Origin of the sequence: Bacillus sp. BD59S (assembly GCF_007363175.1) — a bacterium.
GTDB lineage: Bacteria > Bacillota > Bacilli > Bacillales > Bacillaceae_G > Bacillus_A > Bacillus_A pacificus.
This window is the reverse complement of record NZ_CP034686.1, coordinates 830,523-852,043: the sequence shown is the minus strand read 5'-3', so window position 1 is coordinate 852,043 and position 21,521 is coordinate 830,523. Positions and strand designations below refer to the sequence as shown.

At 33.1% G+C, this 21,521-nt stretch carries 21 protein-coding genes and 2 pseudogenes; 3 read left to right on the top strand and 20 right to left on the bottom strand.

From position 1 onward, the window contains the following. Positions 1–26: 26 nt before the first annotated feature. From EKQ63_RS06260 to EKQ63_RS06200, 13 genes and pseudogenes are all read right to left on the bottom strand, one after another. On the bottom strand, positions 27–935 hold the full coding sequence (locus EKQ63_RS06260) for an amino acid--[acyl-carrier-protein] ligase (protein ID WP_143880852.1): 909 nt from the start codon (positions 933–935) through the stop codon (positions 27–29). 22 nt (positions 936–957) lie between these two features. After that, a complete protein-coding gene (locus tag EKQ63_RS06255; protein ID WP_078421633.1) occupies positions 958–2,136 on the bottom strand; it encodes an acyl-CoA dehydrogenase family protein in 1,179 nt (392 codons plus the stop codon). 19 nt (positions 2,137–2,155) lie between these two features. Next, positions 2,156–2,392, bottom strand: coding sequence for an acyl carrier protein (locus tag EKQ63_RS06250; protein ID WP_000392448.1), 237 nt, complete (start codon positions 2,390–2,392; stop codon positions 2,156–2,158). 3 nt (positions 2,393–2,395) lie between these two features. Continuing rightward, positions 2,396–2,800, bottom strand: coding sequence for a holo-ACP synthase (gene acpS / locus EKQ63_RS06245; protein ID WP_000675803.1), 405 nt, complete (start codon positions 2,798–2,800; stop codon positions 2,396–2,398). Positions 2,801–2,942: 142 nt separating this feature from the next. Beyond that, positions 2,943–3,596 (bottom strand): response regulator transcription factor, encoded by a 654-nt coding sequence (locus EKQ63_RS06240; protein ID WP_000169852.1) that lies wholly within the window; start codon positions 3,594–3,596, stop codon positions 2,943–2,945. A gap of 18 nt (positions 3,597–3,614) precedes the next feature. Then, positions 3,615–5,879 carry a sensor histidine kinase gene (locus EKQ63_RS30140; RefSeq protein ID WP_223290780.1) on the bottom strand — a complete coding sequence of 755 codons (2,265 nt, stop codon included), beginning with the start codon at positions 5,877–5,879 and terminating at the stop codon, positions 3,615–3,617. Positions 5,880–5,936: 57 nt separating this feature from the next. After that, entirely contained in the window at positions 5,937–6,104 is a 168-nt protein-coding gene (locus tag EKQ63_RS29815; protein WP_017674467.1) for a hypothetical protein, read from the bottom strand. Beyond that, entirely contained in the window at positions 6,104–7,012 is a 909-nt protein-coding gene (locus EKQ63_RS06230; RefSeq protein ID WP_223290779.1) for a polyprenyl synthetase family protein, read from the bottom strand. Before EKQ63_RS06230 ends, EKQ63_RS29815 begins: the two co-directional genes overlap by 1 nt. Before the next feature lie 768 nt (positions 7,013–7,780). Further along, positions 7,781–7,879: pseudogene (locus tag EKQ63_RS30665) on the bottom strand (DUF4176 domain-containing protein); the annotation flags it as partial. Positions 7,880–8,033: 154 nt separating this feature from the next. Beyond that, entirely contained in the window at positions 8,034–8,705 is a 672-nt protein-coding gene (locus EKQ63_RS06215) for a hypothetical protein (protein ID WP_143880850.1), read from the bottom strand. 672 nt (positions 8,706–9,377) lie between these two features. Beyond that, positions 9,378–9,677 (bottom strand): contact-dependent growth inhibition system immunity protein, encoded by a 300-nt coding sequence (locus EKQ63_RS06210; protein ID WP_141548991.1) that lies wholly within the window; start codon positions 9,675–9,677, stop codon positions 9,378–9,380. Between the two features lie 385 nt (positions 9,678–10,062). Continuing rightward, positions 10,063–11,040 (bottom strand): ornithine cyclodeaminase family protein, encoded by a 978-nt coding sequence (locus tag EKQ63_RS06205; protein WP_143880849.1) that lies wholly within the window; start codon positions 11,038–11,040, stop codon positions 10,063–10,065. Between the two features lie 19 nt (positions 11,041–11,059). Further along, positions 11,060–12,112 carry a proline racemase family protein gene (locus EKQ63_RS06200; RefSeq protein ID WP_143880848.1) on the bottom strand — a complete coding sequence of 351 codons (1,053 nt, stop codon included), beginning with the start codon at positions 12,110–12,112 and terminating at the stop codon, positions 11,060–11,062. Between the two features lie 89 nt (positions 12,113–12,201). Between EKQ63_RS06200 and EKQ63_RS06195 the strand changes: the two genes are divergently transcribed. Next, complete coding sequence (locus EKQ63_RS06195) at positions 12,202–12,444, top strand: YflJ family protein (protein ID WP_140168615.1); 243 nt, start codon at positions 12,202–12,204, stop codon at positions 12,442–12,444. Between the two features lie 204 nt (positions 12,445–12,648). Here EKQ63_RS06195 and EKQ63_RS06190 read toward each other — a convergent pair whose 3' ends face one another. The 3 genes from EKQ63_RS06190 to EKQ63_RS06180 all read right to left on the bottom strand — a co-directional run bounded on the left by EKQ63_RS06190 (position 12,649) and on the right by EKQ63_RS06180 (position 16,765). Further along, complete coding sequence (locus tag EKQ63_RS06190) at positions 12,649–13,602, bottom strand: TRM11 family SAM-dependent methyltransferase (protein ID WP_143880847.1); 954 nt, start codon at positions 13,600–13,602, stop codon at positions 12,649–12,651. 283 nt (positions 13,603–13,885) lie between these two features. Further along, on the bottom strand, positions 13,886–15,475 hold the full coding sequence (locus EKQ63_RS06185; RefSeq protein WP_087951499.1) for an N-acetylmuramoyl-L-alanine amidase: 1,590 nt from the start codon (positions 15,473–15,475) through the stop codon (positions 13,886–13,888). A 240-nt stretch (positions 15,476–15,715) separates the two neighbouring features. After that, positions 15,716–16,765 (bottom strand): M42 family metallopeptidase, encoded by a 1,050-nt coding sequence (locus EKQ63_RS06180; RefSeq protein ID WP_143880846.1) that lies wholly within the window; start codon positions 16,763–16,765, stop codon positions 15,716–15,718. Positions 16,766–16,891: 126 nt separating this feature from the next. Here EKQ63_RS06180 and EKQ63_RS06175 point away from each other — a divergent pair, with 126 nt between their 5' ends. Then, a complete protein-coding gene (locus EKQ63_RS06175) occupies positions 16,892–17,071 on the top strand; it encodes a hypothetical protein (RefSeq protein ID WP_001027103.1) in 180 nt (59 codons plus the stop codon). Positions 17,072–17,092: 21 nt separating this feature from the next. On the opposite strand, the gene EKQ63_RS06170 is transcribed toward EKQ63_RS06175, so the two are convergent. The 3 genes and pseudogenes from EKQ63_RS06170 to EKQ63_RS06160 all read right to left on the bottom strand — a co-directional run bounded on the left by EKQ63_RS06170 (position 17,093) and on the right by EKQ63_RS06160 (position 18,637). Beyond that, complete coding sequence (locus tag EKQ63_RS06170; RefSeq protein WP_001277353.1) at positions 17,093–17,419, bottom strand: nucleoside triphosphate pyrophosphohydrolase; 327 nt, start codon at positions 17,417–17,419, stop codon at positions 17,093–17,095. A 17-nt stretch (positions 17,420–17,436) separates the two neighbouring features. Further along, positions 17,437–17,747, bottom strand: a pseudogene (locus EKQ63_RS06165) (hypothetical protein). 101 nt (positions 17,748–17,848) lie between these two features. Then, a complete protein-coding gene (locus EKQ63_RS06160; protein ID WP_087951496.1) occupies positions 17,849–18,637 on the bottom strand; it encodes an enoyl-CoA hydratase in 789 nt (262 codons plus the stop codon). 309 nt (positions 18,638–18,946) lie between these two features. Between EKQ63_RS06160 and EKQ63_RS06155 the strand changes: the two genes are divergently transcribed. Further along, positions 18,947–20,341, top strand: coding sequence for an O-antigen ligase family protein (locus tag EKQ63_RS06155; protein ID WP_087951495.1), 1,395 nt, complete (start codon positions 18,947–18,949; stop codon positions 20,339–20,341). A gap of 142 nt (positions 20,342–20,483) precedes the next feature. Here the strand turns inward: EKQ63_RS06155 and EKQ63_RS06150 are convergent, their stop codons facing one another. After that, positions 20,484–21,515, bottom strand: coding sequence for a hypothetical protein (locus EKQ63_RS06150; RefSeq protein ID WP_143880845.1), 1,032 nt, complete (start codon positions 21,513–21,515; stop codon positions 20,484–20,486). Positions 21,516–21,521: the final 6 nt, after the last annotated feature.

Sequence of the window (21,521 nt, the reverse complement as noted above, 5' to 3'; positions counted from 1 at the left end):
TTTTCAGTTAAAACACCCCCTCATCTTTATAAATTAAGCTCTTTTTTGACACTTTCAGGCCATAGAGATACATTTAGACCGTGTGTTTTAAGTAGCGCTAAAGCTAACCTTTCTAAGCCAAAACCAATACAAGATGTATGAGCTACCTCTCCAGTTTCTGTGAAAATTTGATGCTTTTTAGCAAAATGATCTTGATGATAATTAGAAGAAACAACCGCAGTAGGTTTCTCAAAACTATTTATAGGTATAACAATCTCATATTTCAGTTCCAATTGATTTTGATTAATTTTAAGCAATCTACCTCCATTTCCAAAAAACGGATCGTTCGCAATCTCTACTTCATAGTTTAATTCTAAATTAGATAAAACCACTTGAGCTTTTTCAAGCCATTCTTGTCTCCAAGTTTTCACATCATCAGGTGTACCTGCTTTTACAAACTCAATCATTTTAAAAGATTGCATCCTTGTTGGTTCATCAGATGGCTCATGTCGATAACAAAATGATGATACCTCAACAACCCTTCCGTTTTCAGGTAAATCACCAGATAGATTTGGATAAACAGGATAACATGCAGCTGGTGTCATAACCACATCAGTATGTTTAAATTCAGTTGTCCAATCCTCTTGATTACTGATTTTATCTAACATTTGTTTATGATTTTCCTCATCTCCAAAGAAAGCATGAACGCTCCCTAATAAATGCGGGAAAGATTTTAAATATTCCGTTTTCTCTATATTCAATTTATTCATTACTGGAGGGAACATCATTATTTCTGTATCAGAAGTACGACCTATATCTGAAATATATTTTTCCAGATTAATTAGTAACTGATTCATATCTTTTCCTTTACCATAAACACCTTTAACACCTGTTGGAATAAAATGTCCTGCTTCAATAACTTCATCTAATAATGATTTTGTAAGTACTGCTTCCATTTTCTATTTCCCCTATCTAAATTTATTTTTGTAACATAAGTAATGAAGAATTTGTTGCATATAAACGATCATTATGAATCATAACTACCGATGACATAATATCTCTAAAACTTCTCCCTAGACTATATGGTGTATTATTTAAATAAGCTACAATTCCACAGATATACATTGATTTTTGTACAATCTCTACAGCCATTTCTGAAGATACCATTTTTAAATTATTAAGTTGTAAAGTGAAATCTAATGCATATAAGCCTCGAGAATCTGTATTAATCTCATTAATTAATCCACTGTATTTATCAGTACAAATATCCAAATTATTAATCATTAGTGTCAACTTATTATCAACTTCTACTAATTGACTATTCACTGTGCCCTGAATTCCATTTTTTAAATTTTGTTTCATTTTGTATTTAGTAGCTTTTTGAGCTTTTGACACGGCATCTCTTGCCATACCACTCCAAACTGAAGCCCACAAGATATGAGTTACAGGTACCATACTTTGGACTGCAATATCCTTAAATGGTGTATCTAGGATATAGTCTGTAGGAAAGGTAGCTTGAATATTAAACCCTGGACTACATGTTCCACGCATTCCCATAGGATCCCATACAGTAGTCTGTTCTGCCACTGTATCTTTACTCTCAAATAACACTAAAACTTGATCTGTTTCAGAAGCATCTAGAGATTTTTTTGCAGTCGTTAAGTAAGAATCCGCATATTTCCCATAAGAAATCACTGATGCTTTTTTATGTAAAGTCCCAATTTGATTTGTGATCTCCACACCTGCAATACTTCTACCAATATCTCCTCCTACACCTACTTCTGAAGTAATAGATGCAATAAGGTGTTGGTTTTCTGCAGCACGTTTTAGGTAATCACGGATGGAATCCATATGCATACCATGATGTACTAAGCAAGCTAATTGAATTTGATGCATAGCCCAAATCATTGCTGATGCAGCACAATATCTACCAAGTTCTTTACCTATTTCAACTAATTCCCTCATATTACATCCAAGACCACCAAGATTTTCTGGAATATATGCCCCCATTAGTTTAAACTCTTTCATTGCATTTATTGCTTCATGAGGAAATCTTCCCTTCTTATCTACATCATCAGCATTATCTTGCATAACTTTCCCAATTTCTTTAAGGTTAGAAAAAATAATATCTTTTTTTGATAGTTCTTCAATAATCATTTTAGTATCTCTCCTTTAATTAATTCTGGGCTGCTTGAACAGCTTCTTTTAAATTCGTAATACTAGCAAACATCTTTTTGCTTAGTAGTTCATCTGAAAACTCTATATCAAATTCCGTTTCTAATGCTAACATGACATTAACACTAGAATGAGAAGACAAACCAGCTTCATATAAGTTACTATTTTCATTTAACTCTTCTACTTCCACTGTTAATTTTCCATATTTTTTCAAAATCATTTTAATTTGCTCTTCCATTTTTTAATCTCCTCGTTTAACACTAGCTATTACAGTAGCTAATGCATATTTTTCTTCATGACTTAAACTTACAGAAAAATCATTAATATTTTTGTTTTTAGCTAAAATCCTTGCATTATTATGAAGTCTTACATTACAAGAACCATCATTATTTTTTTCTAACTCAATATCTCTGAAACTAATGTGATAATCACTTGGATTAAGTATTTTTATAACTGCTTCCTTTACAGCAAATCTAGCAGCAAAATTTTGAGCGTATGTATTATAAAATCTCATACAATAATCTATCTCTTTATCAGTATATAGTTTTAGTAAATATTTTTTTCCAAAATAATTAATAGACTCTTTCACTTTATCTACTTCAATAATATCGCTACCAATAAGATAAATATGAAGCCCTCCTTTCAATTTCTTATTATATAGAATTTACAAACAATTTAGACCGCCAACATAATGCGGATTACCACATTTTATTGGCGGTCTAAATTATCTTAAAAAATTTAATTTTCTGATTTCTAAATAATTAAAGCTCTATTAAAATAATAGAGCTTTAATCATTTAAATTCTTATTATCAGGAATTAATCCTAATTCTTTTGCTTTTGCTACTGCCTTTATTCGAGATGTGACGTTTAGTTTTTGAAATATTAATGTCAATCTATGTTCTATAGTCCTTTGACTTACATGTAATTTTTGAGATATGGATTTATTAGTCAATCCTTTATCTATTTCAATAAGGATAGCTTGTTCCTCTTCAGTAACTGTTACATCTATATTAGACTGATCGTCTAATACTTTTAAAGATGTTCGACGTAACTGCCTTAGTAAAGTAACAGGTAGCACTGCTTCATCACGAATTGCACACCTTATTGCATTAACTAATTGTGATGGAGAAGAAGTTTTGCTAACTAATCCAATTACTCCACACTCTACAAGTAAATTAAAATAGTTATCTATATTATATCCTGTATAAATAATAATTTTAGCCTGATGTTTCTTATAAATCATTTTTGCTAAATCTATACCGTTAATTTCAGGCATATGTAAATCTAAAATTACTACTTCATATTTATTTCTTTCCATCAGTTTTAATCCTTCTATACTAGAAAAGGTCATATCAACTTTAAAATTACCTTCTTGTTCTAGAATATATTTAGTTCCTTGCGCTACAGCTGGATGATCATCAATAATTATTACTTTAGTCATAATCCTTGTTTACAACTCCTACCAAATATTTGTTTCTACAAAAGAAATATTTACACTTAATCCTTCACTTGGTACTGAAGTAAAAGTGATATCTCCTTTCATCGCATGAACTCTTTCTTTTATACTAAAAAGTCCAATTGAGCTGGTGTTTTCCGTATACCTAGAATTAAATCCCACTCCATTATCTTTATAATTTAAAATACAATTACCATCCTTTATTTGTAGCGTTATTATTACTTTAGTTGCATACGAATGTTTTATAGCATTATTTAATAATTCCTGTATAATTCTATAAACATTTATAGTTACCTCATTAGAGAAATTTTGCAACTCATCAAAGTAATATATAACCTCAAAATTAGCATGAAGTTGAATTTTTTGAATTAAATTCTTCAACGCCTCATTAATTCCAATTTCTTGCAAAAATGCAGGTCTTAAATTATTACAAGTTTCTCTAATTAAATAAATATTATCTAATAAATTTTCTTTTAGAACATCTATTTTTTCAATAGGAATTTCATGTCCATCTTTTAAAGTAGTTGTTATTTGCTCGAACTCTCTATAAATCAAGAGTTGATCTTGTAAGATATTGTCATGTATCTCGTTTGCTAATTTCATGTGTTCCTTTTCTGAAATGGTACAGAATAACCTTGAAACCCAATAAGGGTATTTAGAAGTATCTTTTTCTAATTGTTTAATTTCTAAAAGAAGTACATCTATTTTCTTCAAGTTTTCAAACACAATACACGCGTAATACATAAGCATTTCAATCCACTTTTTTTCTTCAGGGTTAAATTGAATGCTATTTAACTTTTCCGTTAAATGCAGTATCGTGTAGATTGATTTATTTTCACCTAAAACTAAATATACTTGATTCTCCACATTAATAACATTATTTAATTCGTATATATCATTTCCTTTGTTTAGTAATTTTTGAAACAATAAATCAACATGACTACAGTTTAAAGCAACTTCGCTACAACACATTTTTGTCTTCATGCTTAATTTAAAAGAAGTAACCTCTACACCATTAAATACTTCCTGTATTTCCTGATTCATGCAATCTACTAAATCTTCTAATGAATAAATATATGATGTCTTTTTTATAAAATTATATAAACTATTTTGATGAGTAAAATGCTTTTTAAATTTTTCCTCTAAGTTATCCCTTAAAAAGAAAATAATATTAAAGCATATAAGTAAACAAATAATAAATAAAAATAAATAACTCAATTCATTTTCTATATTAGTACTAAGCATTACAATAATAACGCTAGGAAACAGCGCAAATAACGAGTACTGTTTAATTTTCTTTAATAAATAATCCACGTCAAAATATATTTCTTGTTTAGTTAAATAGAACAATGTTGTTGGTAAAATTATCAAAGAAGATGCAGCAGTATCTGCAGGAACTATACATTTATCGAACAATATTTTAGGAATAACATATAAAATGAAAATCGGTAAGAAGGAAATGCAAAGACCACATAAAAATATCCTTAGCACCGGACCATCTTTTTTCTCTTTCACCTGAAAATATATTTTTATAATAAAAATAAATAATAATAAGTTACTTAAACTAAAAAAAACTAATCTTATTACAGTTGTAACTTTACTTATATCTACTGAATGACCAAGCAAATCAGTTATACAAATAATAAATGATAGTATATAAGCAAAATAGAAAAATTTATAAATATGTTTTTTTATAAACAAATATGAAAAAGTGTAATATAAATTATGGGCTAATAGAACTGGTATTATGTTAAAACATAAACCTGTTATTTCTCTTGATAGTATATCTCCTCTCGCCGAAGCACCAGCACTAAAATAGCCAATTGACAGCATTAAACAAATAAAAATAATATTTCTATGTAATTCATTAAAATTTTCATCTCGATACAATACAAAACAATATATTAAACAAACCCCAATAAAAATTGAAGGAATAATTAAATGATAAAATAATTGGCTAAACAAATGATTATAGTTCACTTCATACTCTATAATTTTGTGGTTTTTTATAACTTTTATTTTTTTCGCACCTTCTAAATTCCCAGAAGATTCATCATAATAAGGGAATACCTCAATTATTTTATCATTAACTTTCAAATATTCACTGCCCCAACTATTTTTATAAACATCCGTAATAGTTAAAGTTGCCCCTTCTCTTTTAACCTCTACTCCAATGTATGGATTGAAAATTATTTTCACTCCAATATATAGCAAAAAAGAAAAATAGGTAATTATTATCATTGATATATAAATATTTTTTCTTTTCACTATTCCTCCCCCTCTACTTAAGAAACCGATTAGGAAATCCCTAATCGGTTAAAAATGTTATTGCCAATACTCACTACGCAAAGTAGCAATAGATTTTTTCAAAACATTTACTATCGTTTCATTGCTAACTCCCCATTTAGGATCGATAACTAAACTTAACTCATTTTTCTCTAATTTATAAACAAGTTCTGGATTTTGACTTAAATAATACATTAACTCTTTCATTATTTTCCCCCACCTAATAAAAAGTCTATAAATTCATATTTTTTTTTCTGATTAGAAAAAGCGATTCCCTTTACTATTTCAAGTGCTTTTTGAACAAAAATTTCTTTGTAAATTAGTGTATATTCTATTGCTTTTGAATTTAATATTTCCCTGATTATTAATTCTCTATTTTCAATCAATTCACCGAAACCGATCTCATCATTATAGTAGGATTTTACAATAGTAAGGTTTTGACTTGGATGATTTAATAAATATAAAACGGGAAACGTCAATTTTTTATTTCTTACATCGCTTTTATCATCTAATCTAATTACATCTGAAGCATCATTAAGCAGTTGTCCTGAAATCCCTATGTATGTTGCATACTCAATGATACTTTCTAATGCATAATTTTCTTGAGCAATTAAAACACCAATTACCACTGCTAAAGACGTTAATGCACCAGATTTCTTTTTTATTATTTCTAAATATTGTTCCTCATTTGTACAAATCATATTTAAATCTAAGTGCTGTCCTTGAATTGCTGTAATAGTAAGCTCATTAAAATAACGTAAAATTGCATCTTTTTTCATTAACTCAATATCTATCAAAATTTTTTGACTAATAAAAATAAGCAAAATAGCATAATTAAGCAAGGTTGCCTTATTTATGCTTCCCCATGCATTTCCTGCATAATCTTCATCTTGAATGTCATCTATGATATCAAGAGCTAAATTTAAGTACTCAACTGCTGAAGCCGCTTTAATAATTTCATTGGAACTGCCATTAAACATTTCAAAATGTAAAATTGTTAATCTACTAAAATAAAATCCGTGTTCTTCTTTAGACTCAATAAACTTATATATTTCCTCCCTTATCTCTAGATTTTCAATATAAAAATCTAGTAAGCTAAACATTGAATTTTTCACATCATAAGTCCTCATATTTTATACCCGCTAAAAAAAATTTATCGTAAAATAGTTTATCAAAAGTATCTATAAATATCTATAAAAATATTTTAAATATTTTTATAGATATTTATAGATACTTATAAGTAATAACCAGCGATTTTATAGATAGTCAGCAAAATACATTATCTCTAACATCTAGTCATTAGCAAAATATATTTTATTAGAATATAAATATTATATATATAACGAATTAAAGTCTTGTTACGACGATTTAATATTTCCGCAAAATCAATTTGATACAAACAAGATAATTAAATCCCAGCAACGTAATCCCACAAAATGCATATACCATTTTAGTAGATAACAATTATTTAGTGGTTGCTACTACCTCTACAAAAGTTGAAGCTCTCGCTTATCAAAATTATTGGTAGTAATCGGTAAATAAAAATAGAATTTTATAGTCCCCCCAGAACCAAAAATTATGCTAACTTATAACAAAGAGCTCATTTTTTTGTTTTGGGGTAATTGTGAATTCTTAAGTTGATGGCGATGGGGTACTACCCCAACCTTCAAATAAAGAATATATTTATGATTAAAACTAATTATATTTTTTTACCTTTAAAGGAATAGATATAAAATACAAATCTATAGCATAAATAGTAATCAAAATACCTTTACCTTCATCAGCAAACTTTGATTGATGAAACTGTTCTGAAACTTTTCTTTTTCCTCATTTTTTAGGAAACCATTGAAATCCTGAAAACATATAATTAATCTACCTTTTCACTAAAATTTTGATAGTTTATCTCTTAACTCTAACTCTTCAACTGTTTCAAAACCTTTAAAAAATAAACTATCAATTTGATTATGATTAAAAAATACATTTAAACTATAAAAATAGATAATAGCATTACCAAACAAAATACAACAGATAAAATAATTTTTTCATTTATTAGATTAACTTTCCTCCTATTTCTTCTATCCTTTAACCAACTATAAGAAGAATGCGATTATATACTTGAAATGCAACAAATTCTCTTTAAAAGCCTATACGTATTTTCCCTCCATCTTCTATATGCTTCTGTAAGTAATAATACTTATGGAGTTCTATAATCATATAAAACAAACCAAACGAAATCACTGTGCATGCAGACATAAATACAATTGCCCCCATCTGTTGTGTTGCAATGCTAAGAATTATATTAGCAATTAACTGCCCCAATCCCGCTGCAATAGCTGCTACTTTTACACCACCAGTTCCTTTCGATGATTTTGATTTTTTTCTTGGTTCCTGAAGTTTTTCAATATGATTTTTATAAAAATGATACAAAGCAAAACCATACAAACCAAATGAAAGAATAAAATAGATGGGAGTTTGTAATTGTAACACTTCATAGGCATATTTTTGAGTTATAACCAATAATCCGACTGAACATATGGTACCATATACTCCTCGAAATAGAGTGTATTGTAATTGTCGTTTCCGAGGATTGATAGCAATCCATATTGCCCACAAATTTAAAAAAATAACTGGATGAGTTACTATATATACATAGAGTAATCGAAAAGGATTTGCGAACGCAGGCAAAAGAACAAACACGTCTGCCCCCAAAAGGACAAGGACAATTACGTGGACTCTTATTTCATTTACAGGATAAAGTGCCATATAATGCGCAAAAGCTTTCTTATTAAAATCTATACTTTTTTTCATGTTAATTAAACCACCCCGCTACTGTTGACCAAGCTTTTTTCATTTCCCCTTTAATACATAATGAGTATAATATACACTGGTTAATTTCACTAAATAAATTATAATATTTTTTGTGAATTTTTAAATATTTCCCCTTTCTATTGAAATATTAGCATATAATCAATTTTAATCATGAAACATTCTACTTTTTCTCTCCTTAATTATTTTTAAAATACTCAAAATAACCCCTAGATCAAATATCTTTTCAGCATTAGTGATATTATTCCCGAATGTAATAATAGGTGCATTTAATCCAAATCTTTCATTCCATTAATTAATCTTAATACCCAATCACCCTTTAAATATATTAAGGGCGGAATATATAATCTAGCATGTCATTAAAATTACATTTGAAAATCAGGGGCATTATATGATAAGACATGCAAATATAGACAGTCACTGACCATTAATCTAAAATCCCACATCGCCCTCAAGCTAAGGAAAGCAAATACCCCTAAACGAAAAAACTGCCGATTTTTCAAAGTAACTAACTCTAGAGAAAGAAAGTTTTCATTTGGGGGTACTTCAAAATTTTAGCTCGACGGGCATTTGGCGGTACCCCAATTAGCGATGCGTATGTGAATGTAAATTAAGACGAAGAAACGACCGCCTACTATAAGCGGTCGATTTTCACTAAGTATTTTTTAATGCTTGTTTTAATGTTTCACCTGTTTGTTCAAGCCATTCTAGGGGCGCTAGTTTTAAAGCAGGAAAATAAATATCTGTATAATATTCAATGAATTCTTCTTTTTTTTCCGTGGATAGATTACTGTTTAAAAATACAGTTATATAATTTATAGTATTTTCTATACAAATTTTGTGAGCTTCTTCTATAAATTCGTGTAAGGCTTTTTCTGGTGTTTCCATATCTTGATGGAATGTTCCACCTAAAAAATCACTTAATTCTTCATAAATATAATCTCTATCATTCATAAATAGCCTCCTAAATTTTCATCTGGCGAATAAATTTTTCGTACAACTGATCCATCGCTTCTACGTTATTTTCAACAGTATCTTTAAGTTTATCAAACAACGTTTCTTCTATAATACCGGTTTCTTTAGAATAATGTTTTTTCTGTAATTGCTTGGATAGAAGTTGTTCAACCCATATTCAACCCTTGTGTACTAAATATACCACTTACAGGACTAAATTCTTTTCTACTTTGAACTTCAGCCAGACCAGTAGCAATACTAGATGCTAATTGAAGGGCCGTGTTGTAGTTATTACTGGATATGTAATTGAATTCATATAGATGCTCTACTTTTTCTTGCTTTACAAGATTTTATGCAAAAAAAGACCACCAAAAGGCAGCCCCTCTCAAAACTCAATCCTCTCCCCAACTCCACGCTCCACCGCTCTCTCATACAAATACTTCGCAACAATAATATCCACCACCGCCAAACCAACCGATTTGAAAACAGTAATCTCCTCATCGTTCTCCCTACCAGCTTTTTCTCCGCTTATAATTTGACCAAGTTCGGCATGGATGTCGCTTGCTTCAAATAGACCTTCTTTTATTGGAACTTGAAGGTCCCCTGTTTCTTCTAATGCTGCTTCTTTTGATTCGACTACTACTTTGTTAGCGCCCACGATGGCGTGAGATGGTAGTTCTTGCATGTTCGGTCTGAATGAGCCGACGGCGTTTACGTGGACGCCTCTTTGTAGTTTTTCTGAGAAGACTGGTGTGGATGTGTTCGTAGTTGTGACGATGATGTCTGCTTCGCTTATTGCTTCATTTGCATTTGTTTTAACATAAGCAGGTGTATTGAATTTCTCTTGTATATATTGCGCAAATACATACGCTTTTTTTTCTGTGCGATTGTATAAAATGACTTTTTCGATATCTCTAACCGCAAATATTGCTTCGGCAATTCCCTTCGCTTGTTCACCCGTTCCGATAATGCATAACGTTTTTGCGTTATGACGTGCTAAATATTTTGTCGCTACTCCTGATAAGGCGCCTGTTCGGATCATCGTTAAGTACGAACCTTCTAAAAGTGCGAGTGGTTCTCCCGTTTGAAAGTCTGATAGCATCACAATCCCGTTTATCGTTTTCTTTCCTATCTTTTTGTTCTCGGGGACTACTGTTACTACTTTTAAGCCAAGTGCCTCAAGTCCTTCCGCTACTGAGGGCATAATTAATGCAGTATTTTTCTCATTCGCAAATGGCAGCGAAGTACGAATTGGCGTGATCGTTCTTTCTGCAGAAAATTCTTGTAAAGCAAGCGCCGCGTATGCAATGACTTCTTTCATATTTACTAAGTTTCGTTGTTCGTTCGCGCTTATGACTAGCATATATTTCCACCTCCTCCTTCTATCCTAACAAAAATCCCCGATTCAAATCATCTCTCGGGTCTACAACGAACTGATGAAATCCTGTAATAAAGGCATGCCCCGTTACTTTCGGAACGACAGCTTCATATGTATCTACCGCTGTTACCGACAATACTTCTCCCTCGAATTTCCCGTCAGTAATGCATTCGTGGACGAAAATTTCTCCCTTTTGCAGGGCATCTTTTGCAAAAAGAGTTGCGATTCTTGCGGAAGTTCCTGTGCCACAAGGAGAACGATCTACTTGCCCGTCAGCAAAAATCGTTACATTTCGTAACGTTGCGTCTTCCCCTTTCGGTTCATCTGAGAAAATAACACCGTATATTCCTTTTAACCCTTCTTCAAGTGGGTGCTTCACTTCCATCTGACTCTCAATGTAGCGCTTAATTTTACCGCCCCACGCTTGAATAGCAGATAAGTCTTTAAAATCGACTTTCAAGCCAAATTCTTTACTATCTACTACCGCGTAGAATGCTCCGCCAAATGCGATATCTACTTGAAACTCATAGTTATCTATTTTAATAGGAACATCTTTTTTGTATACAAATGAAGGAACATTTTCAAATGATACGGACTCTACCTCACTCCCACTATATGTTGCGTACGCAATGACTTCCCCAGCAGGGCTATCAATAATGAACTTTTGTTTCTCACCTGTCACTTCAAACATACCAGTTTCAATTCCGACTGTAATAACAGCAATAATGCCATGACCACACATCGTGCTCCAGCCTTCATTGTGCATAAATAATACGCCAAAATCAGCGTGTGCACTTGCTGGCGGTGTAATGATACAACCGTACATGCCGTGATGTCCTCTCGGTTCATACATAAGAATCTCGCGAAGATGATCCAAATGTTCCATGCAGTATGCGCGTCTTTCTAGCTGCGTTTCTCCCTTTATTTCCGGCACGCCGCCTGTAATAATTCGAAGCGGTTCCCCAGCTACGTGAGCATCAATCGTCGTGTACACTTTACTAATCTTCATTTCTATCTCTCCCCTATATGTTGATACTATTTTCATTGCAAATATCATGCCAACGCATAGGGTATGAATTTGTATACATTGTTTAAAAAAACATACAGTACTGTCTATTTTTTTATACACGATCCAGAAGCTATTTTATGGAACCACTTGATACAGCCAGGCTTATTATTTTCAATGGAAAGTTACTTCCATCCCCAACATATACTGTTCAAAAGCAAAAAGGAAGTGATCCCATGTATTACGGAACAAAAGGCTGGTACGTAGCTGAACTAAAAAAATTAGGTGTTCGCTATCATGAAGGAAGAAAACTAGAAAGTTACCGCGGACACGTCTTACGTAATTTACTCATTGCACAACAAGAGAAATTAAAAGAACAGTAACATTCTAATGTAACGATATCGGCGATTCTCGGAATATATCAGCGATTCAACGCAATATATCGGCGATTTTTTAAATTTACCGACGATTCGACATGGAATATCGACTTATCGACAAATTCCGCCAATTCATCTATCTACACCACCAACCAATCACACATTCATACAAAGCAAAAAAAGGTCACCCAAACGGGTGACCTTCCTTTCTTATTCACAAACAAGAATTTGTCTAGTAAATGATCCTTTTCTTGTAATGCAGCGATCTGTAATTTCAAATCCTGCTTCATAGATCATGTCGTCCATCGTTTCCATTGTGACAACGACTACCTTTTTAGCAATGCGGCGCGCGCTTGAAAGAATGGAGAATTGATCTTCTGGTGTTGCGTGCGTAAATAGGTCATATGGCATATCAATAATTGCAACGTCGTAGTTCTCAGTAATTTCCTCGATTGGGCCTTTTGTTACTGTTCCTTCAAACCCGAAATGTGCGATGTTTTTTCTCGTTCCAAGCACTACAAGTGGATTTATATCTCTACCAACGATGTTAATCCCCATAGAAAGTGCTTCTACTACTACTGTTCCAATGCCGCAGCACGGGTCAATTGCTCGTACTCCATCTGGATTTGGTACAGCGATATTTGCAACTGATCTCGCAACACGTGTGCTAAGAGATGTCGAATAACTATGCGGTTTTTTTATGTGATGATACCAAACTGGCTCACTTTCTACATAGTGTCCGAAATACCAACGTCCTCCAAGAGGAACAATCCCGAATACACGCTCTGGATTACGAACATCCGCTTCTCCTTCAATATGCATGCCGAGGTCTCGTTCAATGAGACGTCTTTCTCCATATTCAATTTTATTTTCTCCAATGAGGTCATTGATTTTAACGAAAATAACTTTAAACGACGCCCCCGCCAAATCAATTTGTTCCACTTGTTTTAGAATACTTTCTAAGTCGTCTCCTTCATACATAACCTCAACGCGCTCTTTCATAAAAGGACTTCTACTCGGGTCAATTTTGACATCACTTTTCAAAATATTAACGTGGGACTCCATTCCAAAGAACGAGCGCATTTCCAAGTAACATAAAGCACGCTCCTCCTCGCGAAATGCATACGTATATATACATGCAGGTGTTTTCCTATGATTATTCAATCTATGATCATCCTCTATATCGTTATAATTACAATAATGTTTCGTATAAAGTGAAACTTTAATCAGTGGAGGGTTCTTCATCCCCACTGATTATCAGCCCTCACCAATCGGACTTTTATGGACAGCCCGACCCCCACCTAACTTCTCTGCTTTCGCTGCATTTTGAGGTGGGGGTCTTACTGCCCATTAAAGTCGGATAAAATTAAATGATATCACATACCTGAAATAAAGAGAAACGTTAATAAATAAAAGAGACTGCCTATTGGCAATCTCTTTTAATGTATTAACGGAAAGAAGATACGCTATTACCCTTTGCTTCGTAATAATCTAAAATACCTTGATAAATCGCTTCCGCTGCAGCTTGTCTCTGTTTTGGTGTAGCAATTTTATCTGCATCACTTTTATTATCTACAAATGCTAATTCTGTTAATACAGCTGGCATTGTATTTTCTCTAGTTACGTATAAGTCCTGATGTTTTATACCACGATCTTTTGTTCCAAGTGCTGCTACAAGACGATCTTGAATTTTTTGTGCTAATAACTTACTGTCTTCTACATGCGGATTCGTTACTTTTGCTCTTGCTGACTGATAATATAATGTTTCTGTACCTTGTCCATTTTTATATTGAGAGCCATTAGCATGAATACTTACAAAAATATCTCCATTATGTTCCTGTGCAAACTCCACTCGTTTTTTCAATGAATCTGTTGAGTCTACTCCTGGACGTGTATTATCTGTACGAGTGAACATAACAGTAAATGGTGCTTTTTGCTCAAATATTTTCTTTAATCGTAATGATACATCTAATACAGTTTCACTTTCTTTCTCATAATAACCAACATTACCCGAGTCAATTCCACCGTGACCTGGATCAATAATAATTGCTTTACCTTCTAAGAAGTTCTCTTGTTTTACTGGGTTTAATTGATTTTTATCAACCCATTGGAAACCAGCGCCTACGCGGATACGAATCCAGCTTCCACTCTCTTCCATAACCGTTACTGTTTGTGCATTATATGTACCTAGCACTTTAGAACTATGTGAAGCTGCTTCATAAGTAGTAAATCCTTCATTAATCGTTTCTGTTTTTTCTGTTAGAGGTGTCCACTTCTCACCTTTACTTGTTACAATTTTTAACCAGCCGTCTGCTCTTTGTTCTTTCACTACAACCATTTGTGGCTTATGCTGAACATCAGTAATACCAGATGATAATGATGGTTGATGATATGTAATAAAGTTTCTGTTCATATACATTCTTTTTGATGTATCTGTTTTATTTTGATCAGCCATCGCAATAAACTGAGCTGCTTCTGCACGAGTTACAGTTCCTTCAGGCTCCCAGCCATTTCCCGTACCTTTAGAAATCTCTAAAGCTACTAAAATATTAGCTTGTTTCTTACCCCAATGGGGTTCCAAATCTTTAAACTGTGTTGGAAGTTCTCCAATAATTTTCTTATCTAATGAGTATGCTTGTACTAACATAGATGCCATAGATGCACGGTTAATTTGGCTTGATGGATTAAATTTACCAGTACCATCTCCACTAATTACACCTGCTTTTTCCACTGCAGCAATGTACGGAGCTGCCCAATGGTTTTGTGCATCTTTAAAAGATGGCTTTGCTTTTGGATCAATTGGTAAACCAAGAACGACTGCTAAAATTTTTGCAGCTGACCCTTTATCTACTGCTTCAGATGGAGAAAACGTTCCATCTGGCTTTCCATCAAGCGCCTTTTTTCCTACTAAATAATCAACTGATTCTTGCGCCCATGAAGGAACATCAGAAAACTTCTTCGCTGCTGCGAAACTACTTACTGGAGACGATAATAAACTTGCGGCTAAAATACCTGCCGCGACTGCACGATACTTCATAAAAAATAATACTCCTCTCGACAATCATCTTTTAATAACGCGTAATCTTAATATATAAATCTCGAAAAATCCGAACAAAAAAAATTAGTGCGCCTCTATTATTTTATAATACTCGAATTATGTAGTAAACCTACTTTCTTAATATTGTAAAATAAATTACAATTAACTTACTCTTTGTTAAATAAAGTCGATTTCTCTGCAAACAAAAAATAGGCTACTAGAGGTAGCCTATTTCTTTTCTTATTCTGCAATCATCTCTGATAATACATATGCATAAACAAGTGCTTCTGTATGAGCAATCGAACTTTCATGTGTACGCTCAAATGCATGAGAAGAATCAATACCCGCTCCAATTAATGCATGTTTCACATCAAATCCAGCCCGAATCGCAGCTGATGCATCCGATCCATAGTAAGGATAAATGTCTACTTTATATTCAATATTGTTCGTTTTCGCAAGCTCTACTAAATGTTTACGTAGTGCATAATGATACGGACCACTAGAGTCTTTTGCACAAATAGATACTGTATACTCGTCAGATGCTTGTCCATCACCTAGCGCTCCCATATCAACCGCTAAATATTCAACTGTTTCTTCTGGAATGTTAGAGTTACCACCGTATCCAATCTCTTCATTGTTAGAAATTAAGAAATGAGTTGTATATGGTAATGTTACGTTTTCGTCTTGTAATCTCTTAATTAATTTTAATAGGATCGCAACACTTACTTTGTCATCTAAATGACGTGATTTTATGTACCCACTCTCTGTAATTTGAACGCGTGGATCAAATGAAACGAAGTCTCCTACTTCAATTCCTAATTCACGTACTTTATCAGCTGAAAATACGCGCTCATCAATACGAACCTCAATATTTTTCTCATCACGTTTCGCTTCACCTGCATCTTTATATACATGTACAGATGTTTGATGCATTAAAATCGTTCCTGTATACGTCTTACCACTTGATGTTTCAATTTCGCAATATTCCCCTTCTACAGAGTTCCAGCGAAATCCGCCAATCATAGAAAGACTGAGACGACCATCTGGCTTAATTTCTTTTACCATCGCACCTAACGTATCAACGTGTGCTGTTAATAAACGGTGCTGTGCATCATTTTTCCCTTTTACCGTTAAAATAAGAGCACCTTTATTGTTACGCTTCGTTTCTACATTCCACTCACTTACATAGGTTTCAATAAAACGAATAATTTTCTCTGTATTTCCAGATGGACTTGGAATAGAGACAAGCTCCTTAATCAATTCCATCGTTTCTTTCGTATGATGTGCCATTGTCATTTCCTCCTCATTTTTCCTATTATTTAGTATACCGAATTTACTATAAATCCTCTACTCATATAGCTTAATTTTCTAAATTATAATAAAATTCACTTTAGTATATAAAAGGAGTTACACAATATGAATATATCAAAAAAATATGTACACATTGCACTCATTTGGTTTCTAGCATCATTACTTTGTTTACAAGTTTCTTATGCAGTTCATACTACTACTTCTATTACAACTGGCTGGGTATTAACAGCTATCTTCTTCATTATTAGCTTAATTGCAACAAAAAAGCATAGCGTTAATGAGTAACGCTATGCTTTCCCTACAAATCTATTCTTCTGAAACATCCAACAAGTAAATACCTCTTTCAAACCCACCGCGCTCTATCTCTTTCTGCTTACGAAGACGTTCTACATCTTCAATTGTTGCACCTTCTGCACGCGCTAATGATATGATTACCTCCAGTGCATCCGCAAGAGAATCAAGCGCATGTTCACGCTCTTTCATAGAAGCAAATTCACGAATTTCTTCTGTTCCAATTTTCGCTAAAGCTTGTATGTATGCTTGTCCTGTTAATTTTTGTGCTGTATATGTTTTTCCAGACATTAAAATCTTCTCTGGAACACGATCTCTTACTAACTTGTTATATGCTGACATCATTCATCCTCCTATGTTTAATAGCAGCCGAGCTCTGCCTTATAAAATAACCACTCTTTTTTCACACAAGCACTTAACATATCAATTCCTGATCCATGTGCCCTTACTGCCGGAAAGAAATAATGCTCTGTTTCTTCTTTCTTCTCTCCATATAAGGTTTGGTACTCATCAGGAATCGCCTCTTTTTTCACATCCCGTTCTTTCTCCACTTCACCTGAGAAAGCAACAATTGGATGCCCTTCAAAGAATAGTGCAGTCCGTACCGCAAGAGATGGTGTACTATGCATGTAAATAAAATAATAACGATAACACCAATCAATTTCTTCATATATTACTCCTAAAAAAAGTGCTAACACAATTATACTAAAATGTGTTAGCACTTTCTCCCCTTTATCCTAAATTAACCGGCAGTAAAACTGCCACTACACTTTATTCTCCTTTAAATGCTGGCAAACGTTTTTCTAAAAATGCAGCAATGCCTTCTTTATGATCCGCTGTTTGTCTCATTGCATATTGGCCGCGTTTTTCAAGTTGTAACGTTTGTTCTAAATTAGAACGGTTTACTTCACATAAAATTTGTTTCGTTTGAATCATCGCTTTGATCGGCTTTTGTGACCATTCACTAATTTTTTGCTTCACAGCTGTTTGGAAATCTTCGCCGATTACTTCATCAATTAAACCGATTTCAAGCGCTTCGCTCGCCGATAATTTCTTTCCTTCCCAAATAATTTGCTTCGTCATATTTTCACCGACGCGTTTTTGAAGGAAGAAATGGCCGCCACCATCTGGAATTAAAGCGATTCCAATAAAGTTCATCGCAATAACGGATGATATATCTGCCATCACATAGTCAGCTGTTAGTGCAATACTTAATCCAAGACCAGCAGTTGGTCCATGAATCGCACTAATAACAAGCTTCGGCATCGTATATAAAGTCACAACGACTTCAGAAATAGTATTCATAATACCATCAAACTTGCTTTCATCATTACTTGAAAGCATCGATTTAATATCTCCACCCGCAGAAAAACCACGGCCGTTCCCGCATAACACAACAATGTGTGCAGAACTCTCCGCTACTTCTTTCAATTTTTGTAATAGCTCTTTTAACGTTGGCTCATCTAATGCATTTAACACCTCTGGGCGATTGACCATAACCGTTGCAACGTGCCCTTCATATTTCACAATGACAGATTCTGTTTTACTTGTTACTTCCATTATATATACCCCTCTTTTCTACACAAAGATTATACTTATATAATTATAGAAAGGATGTGAAAAACCCTTCTTTTTTCTTAATTTTCTGTCTAATAATCTCGTAATTTGTATATCGCCTTGCATAAAACATACAATTTCGTTGAAAAATATAGAAATTAAAGTCGGTTTATCCCGGCTCTTCATCTATTTACCATTACAATGAAATGGTGTATTCTTAAGTCTGATATAAAAATTAAATATAGAAATTCATTCCCCTTCCTATTATATAGAGGGGTGCTGAAATAAAGGAATGAAGAAATGGAGGAACATATGGTTACTAAGTTAAAACAGACGGATAACTACTTCCCGCATTTCCTACTGCTATTCATCGTGTTTCAACCAATTTTAGATTTATTAACGTCTTTTTCAATCTATATATTACACATGAGCGCAACAGTCGGAATCGTAGTCCGTTTCGCCTTTATGCTTCTTGCATTAGGTTATCTACTTCTTCATCATAAACAACAAGGCGCGAAAAAGTACATTCTCTATTTATGTTTACTCGGAATTGCACTGGCAATCGGTCTTGTAAACAATATGATGGTTAAATCTCCAGTTTCATTTGGAGAAGAAGTTAAATTTATTTTAAAGAGCATATATCCAATTGTGCTACTGTTTGGATATATTATCGTCTTTAAAGAGCTAAAAAATAAAGAATATGTGTTTCATAAAATCATTACATATTTCTTATATGCAACTTTAATTTTAAGCATCACAATGATTATCGCAATGCAAACTGGCACTGATTTCCCAAGCTATCCTCACTCAAAAATTGGTTCAAGAGGATGGTTCTTTGCTGGAAATGATTTAAGTGCTCTCTTCGCGATTATGTTCCCAATCGTTGTCTTATATTCGATTTATAAAACAACTTCTTTCTCGAAAATATATTACTGGATTCCAACAATACTTGCGATGTATGCAAGTATTATGGTCGGAACAAAAGTTGGATATGGTGCAATTGTGCTAACATTAGGCGTAGCACTTTTCTTCTCGTTCATTGAATATATGATAAACCGTAAAAAAGAAAAAAAAGGATTCACATATCTTGTAAACACCATCGTTGCAGCAGTTGTACTAGGAGGTTTAATTGTTCTTACACCGCATACTCCTATCGCAAAAAATATGGGAATCCACATGCAAATATACGAATACAAAAAATCAGTACAAGAAGAACAAGATAAAAAAGAAGGAAAAGTAATTAAAGAAGATCTAGAGGATGCAAAAAAACACGCAAAAGGTGAACTAACAGACTCTGAAGTGAAGAGTTTAATTTATAGTGATCGGGACAAATTCTTAAAAGTATACAAACAATACTATAAAGAAGCACCGCTCTCACAAAAACTTTTTGGAATGGGTTACGCTGGTAACTACACAGTTAAAATTAAATTAATTGAAATGGACTTCCATGACCTATTTTTCGCCTTTGGAATTATCGGTTTCCTTATTTACTTAATACCACTTCTATACTTCGGTATTAAACTATTCATCCGTATGATCACAAACTTTAAGAAAATTATAACTGTAAAATATATGCTATTAGCTAGTACACTCATCCTATCACTTGGCATTGGCTTTATGTCCGGTCACGTATTAACAGCGCCATCTGTTAGCATTTTTTTCGTTGTTATACTTGCCTACTTAATTGTTGATTTAGAAATAGAATAGAAAGAAGCAGCATCTATTTGGATGCTGCTTCTTTCTACTCCAGTCATAATTGCTTTTTCTCGCTTAATTAAATTTTTTGTGGATTACTAAAAAAAGATCGAATCACATTACGATTCGACCTTTGAAACAAAACTATTTCTTTCTATTGAAACGATGCATGAATCTGCTCCAGCACCTCATCAATATTATCCTTCGTAATAACAATACCGAAATCTTTCGGCACATTACGATCTTCTTCATTTACAACTTTATGTGCAATTATCTTTCCGACTTCTGGTCTGAAATGATGTCCATCCATATAGTTATCTAAGTTCTTTGTTACTGAATTTAAATACATGAAATGATGTACTTCTCCAAATACATCGACAGTATCATGGAGCCACCTTTTATAATCTTCCCAACGTCCTGATTGAATCATCGCACGGAACAATGGCTCTGAAACAGGAGTTGTAAAAATATAAAACTTTGCATTCGGATTATGAGATTTTACAGTTCCTAATATTTCCTTCATATTTTGATACTCATAATTCCCGCCATAAATCTCTCTACTAAATTTATCTACTTGCGCGGCAATTTGTGTGTCACGCTCTTCTTTCGTATACTCACGCATCGATTTTATGTTATCACGATTATATACATCAATAGTCTTATTGTGATGAATGGAGTTTTGAATTGTATTTCGGGAATATGTAATTCCATCCATACTCACATACGATTTAATTGGATATAGTAAGCTTTGCGCCTCATTAATATATACTTCTGGCTTTTCAAAACCGATTTCTCTATTTTTGTTCGTTCCAAGGAAATCTAAACCAATCACAATAGAAGATAATTCACTACCTTTTCTCTCTTTTGCATATTCAATGTACGCATCGTACTCACGCGGATCCATACTACTTACCGCATAATTAAATGCGTTTAATCCAGTAAAATCATTCTCATTGATAAACGTTGTTCTACTACTTCCAAGTATAACGCCATCATAAGTAAACGGACGATATGTTATATAATTCGTTTTTTGTTGTCTCTCATTAAACCCAAACTGAACATCATTCCACTTATTTTTATGCGAGAATAACCAAAGTGAATCTGCATAGCCATTAAATATTCCAACACCTGCAAGGGGAACAAAAACACATACAAAAACGAAAATAAGCCACTGTTTGTTTTTCATATTCTC

Coding starts and splice junctions, on each gene's coding strand:
- EKQ63_RS06255 (WP_078421633.1), bottom strand. CDS start 2,136: ATGATTATTGAAGAACTATCAAAAAAAGATATTATTTTTTCTAACCTT.
- EKQ63_RS29815 (WP_017674467.1), bottom strand. CDS start 6,104: ATGAAAGAGTTAATGTATTATTTAAGTCAAAATCCAGAACTTGTTTAT.
- EKQ63_RS06170 (WP_001277353.1), bottom strand. CDS start 17,419: ATGTCAGCATATAACAAGTTAGTAAGAGATCGTGTTCCAGAGAAGATT.
- EKQ63_RS06160 (WP_087951496.1), bottom strand. CDS start 18,637: ATGGAAGTAACAAGTAAAACAGAATCTGTCATTGTGAAATATGAAGGG.
- EKQ63_RS06215 (WP_143880850.1), bottom strand. CDS start 8,705: ATGAAAAAAAGTATAGATTTTAATAAGAAAGCTTTTGCGCATTATATG.
- EKQ63_RS06200 (WP_143880848.1), bottom strand. CDS start 12,112: ATGATATTTGCAATGAAAATAGTATCAACATATAGGGGAGAGATAGAA.
- EKQ63_RS06210 (WP_141548991.1), bottom strand. CDS start 9,677: ATGAATGATAGAGATTATATTTATGAAGAATTAAGTGATTTTTTAGGT.
- EKQ63_RS06180 (WP_143880846.1), bottom strand. CDS start 16,765: ATGGCACATCATACGAAAGAAACGATGGAATTGATTAAGGAGCTTGTC.
- EKQ63_RS06195 (WP_140168615.1), top strand. CDS start 12,202: ATGGAACCACTTGATACAGCCAGGCTTATTATTTTCAATGGAAAGTTA.
- EKQ63_RS06150 (WP_143880845.1), bottom strand. CDS start 21,515: ATGAAAAACAAACAGTGGCTTATTTTCGTTTTTGTATGTGTTTTTGTT.
- EKQ63_RS06205 (WP_143880849.1), bottom strand. CDS start 11,040: ATGCTAGTCATAAGCGCGAACGAACAACGAAACTTAGTAAATATGAAA.
- EKQ63_RS06185 (WP_087951499.1), bottom strand. CDS start 15,475: ATGAAGTATCGTGCAGTCGCGGCAGGTATTTTAGCCGCAAGTTTATTA.
- EKQ63_RS06240 (WP_000169852.1), bottom strand. CDS start 3,596: ATGACTAAAGTAATAATTATTGATGATCATCCAGCTGTAGCGCAAGGA.
- EKQ63_RS06260 (WP_143880852.1), bottom strand. CDS start 935: ATGGAAGCAGTACTTACAAAATCATTATTAGATGAAGTTATTGAAGCA.
- EKQ63_RS06155 (WP_087951495.1), top strand. CDS start 18,947: ATGGTTACTAAGTTAAAACAGACGGATAACTACTTCCCGCATTTCCTA.
- EKQ63_RS06250 (WP_000392448.1), bottom strand. CDS start 2,392: ATGGAAGAGCAAATTAAAATGATTTTGAAAAAATATGGAAAATTAACA.
- EKQ63_RS06175 (WP_001027103.1), top strand. CDS start 16,892: ATGAATATATCAAAAAAATATGTACACATTGCACTCATTTGGTTTCTA.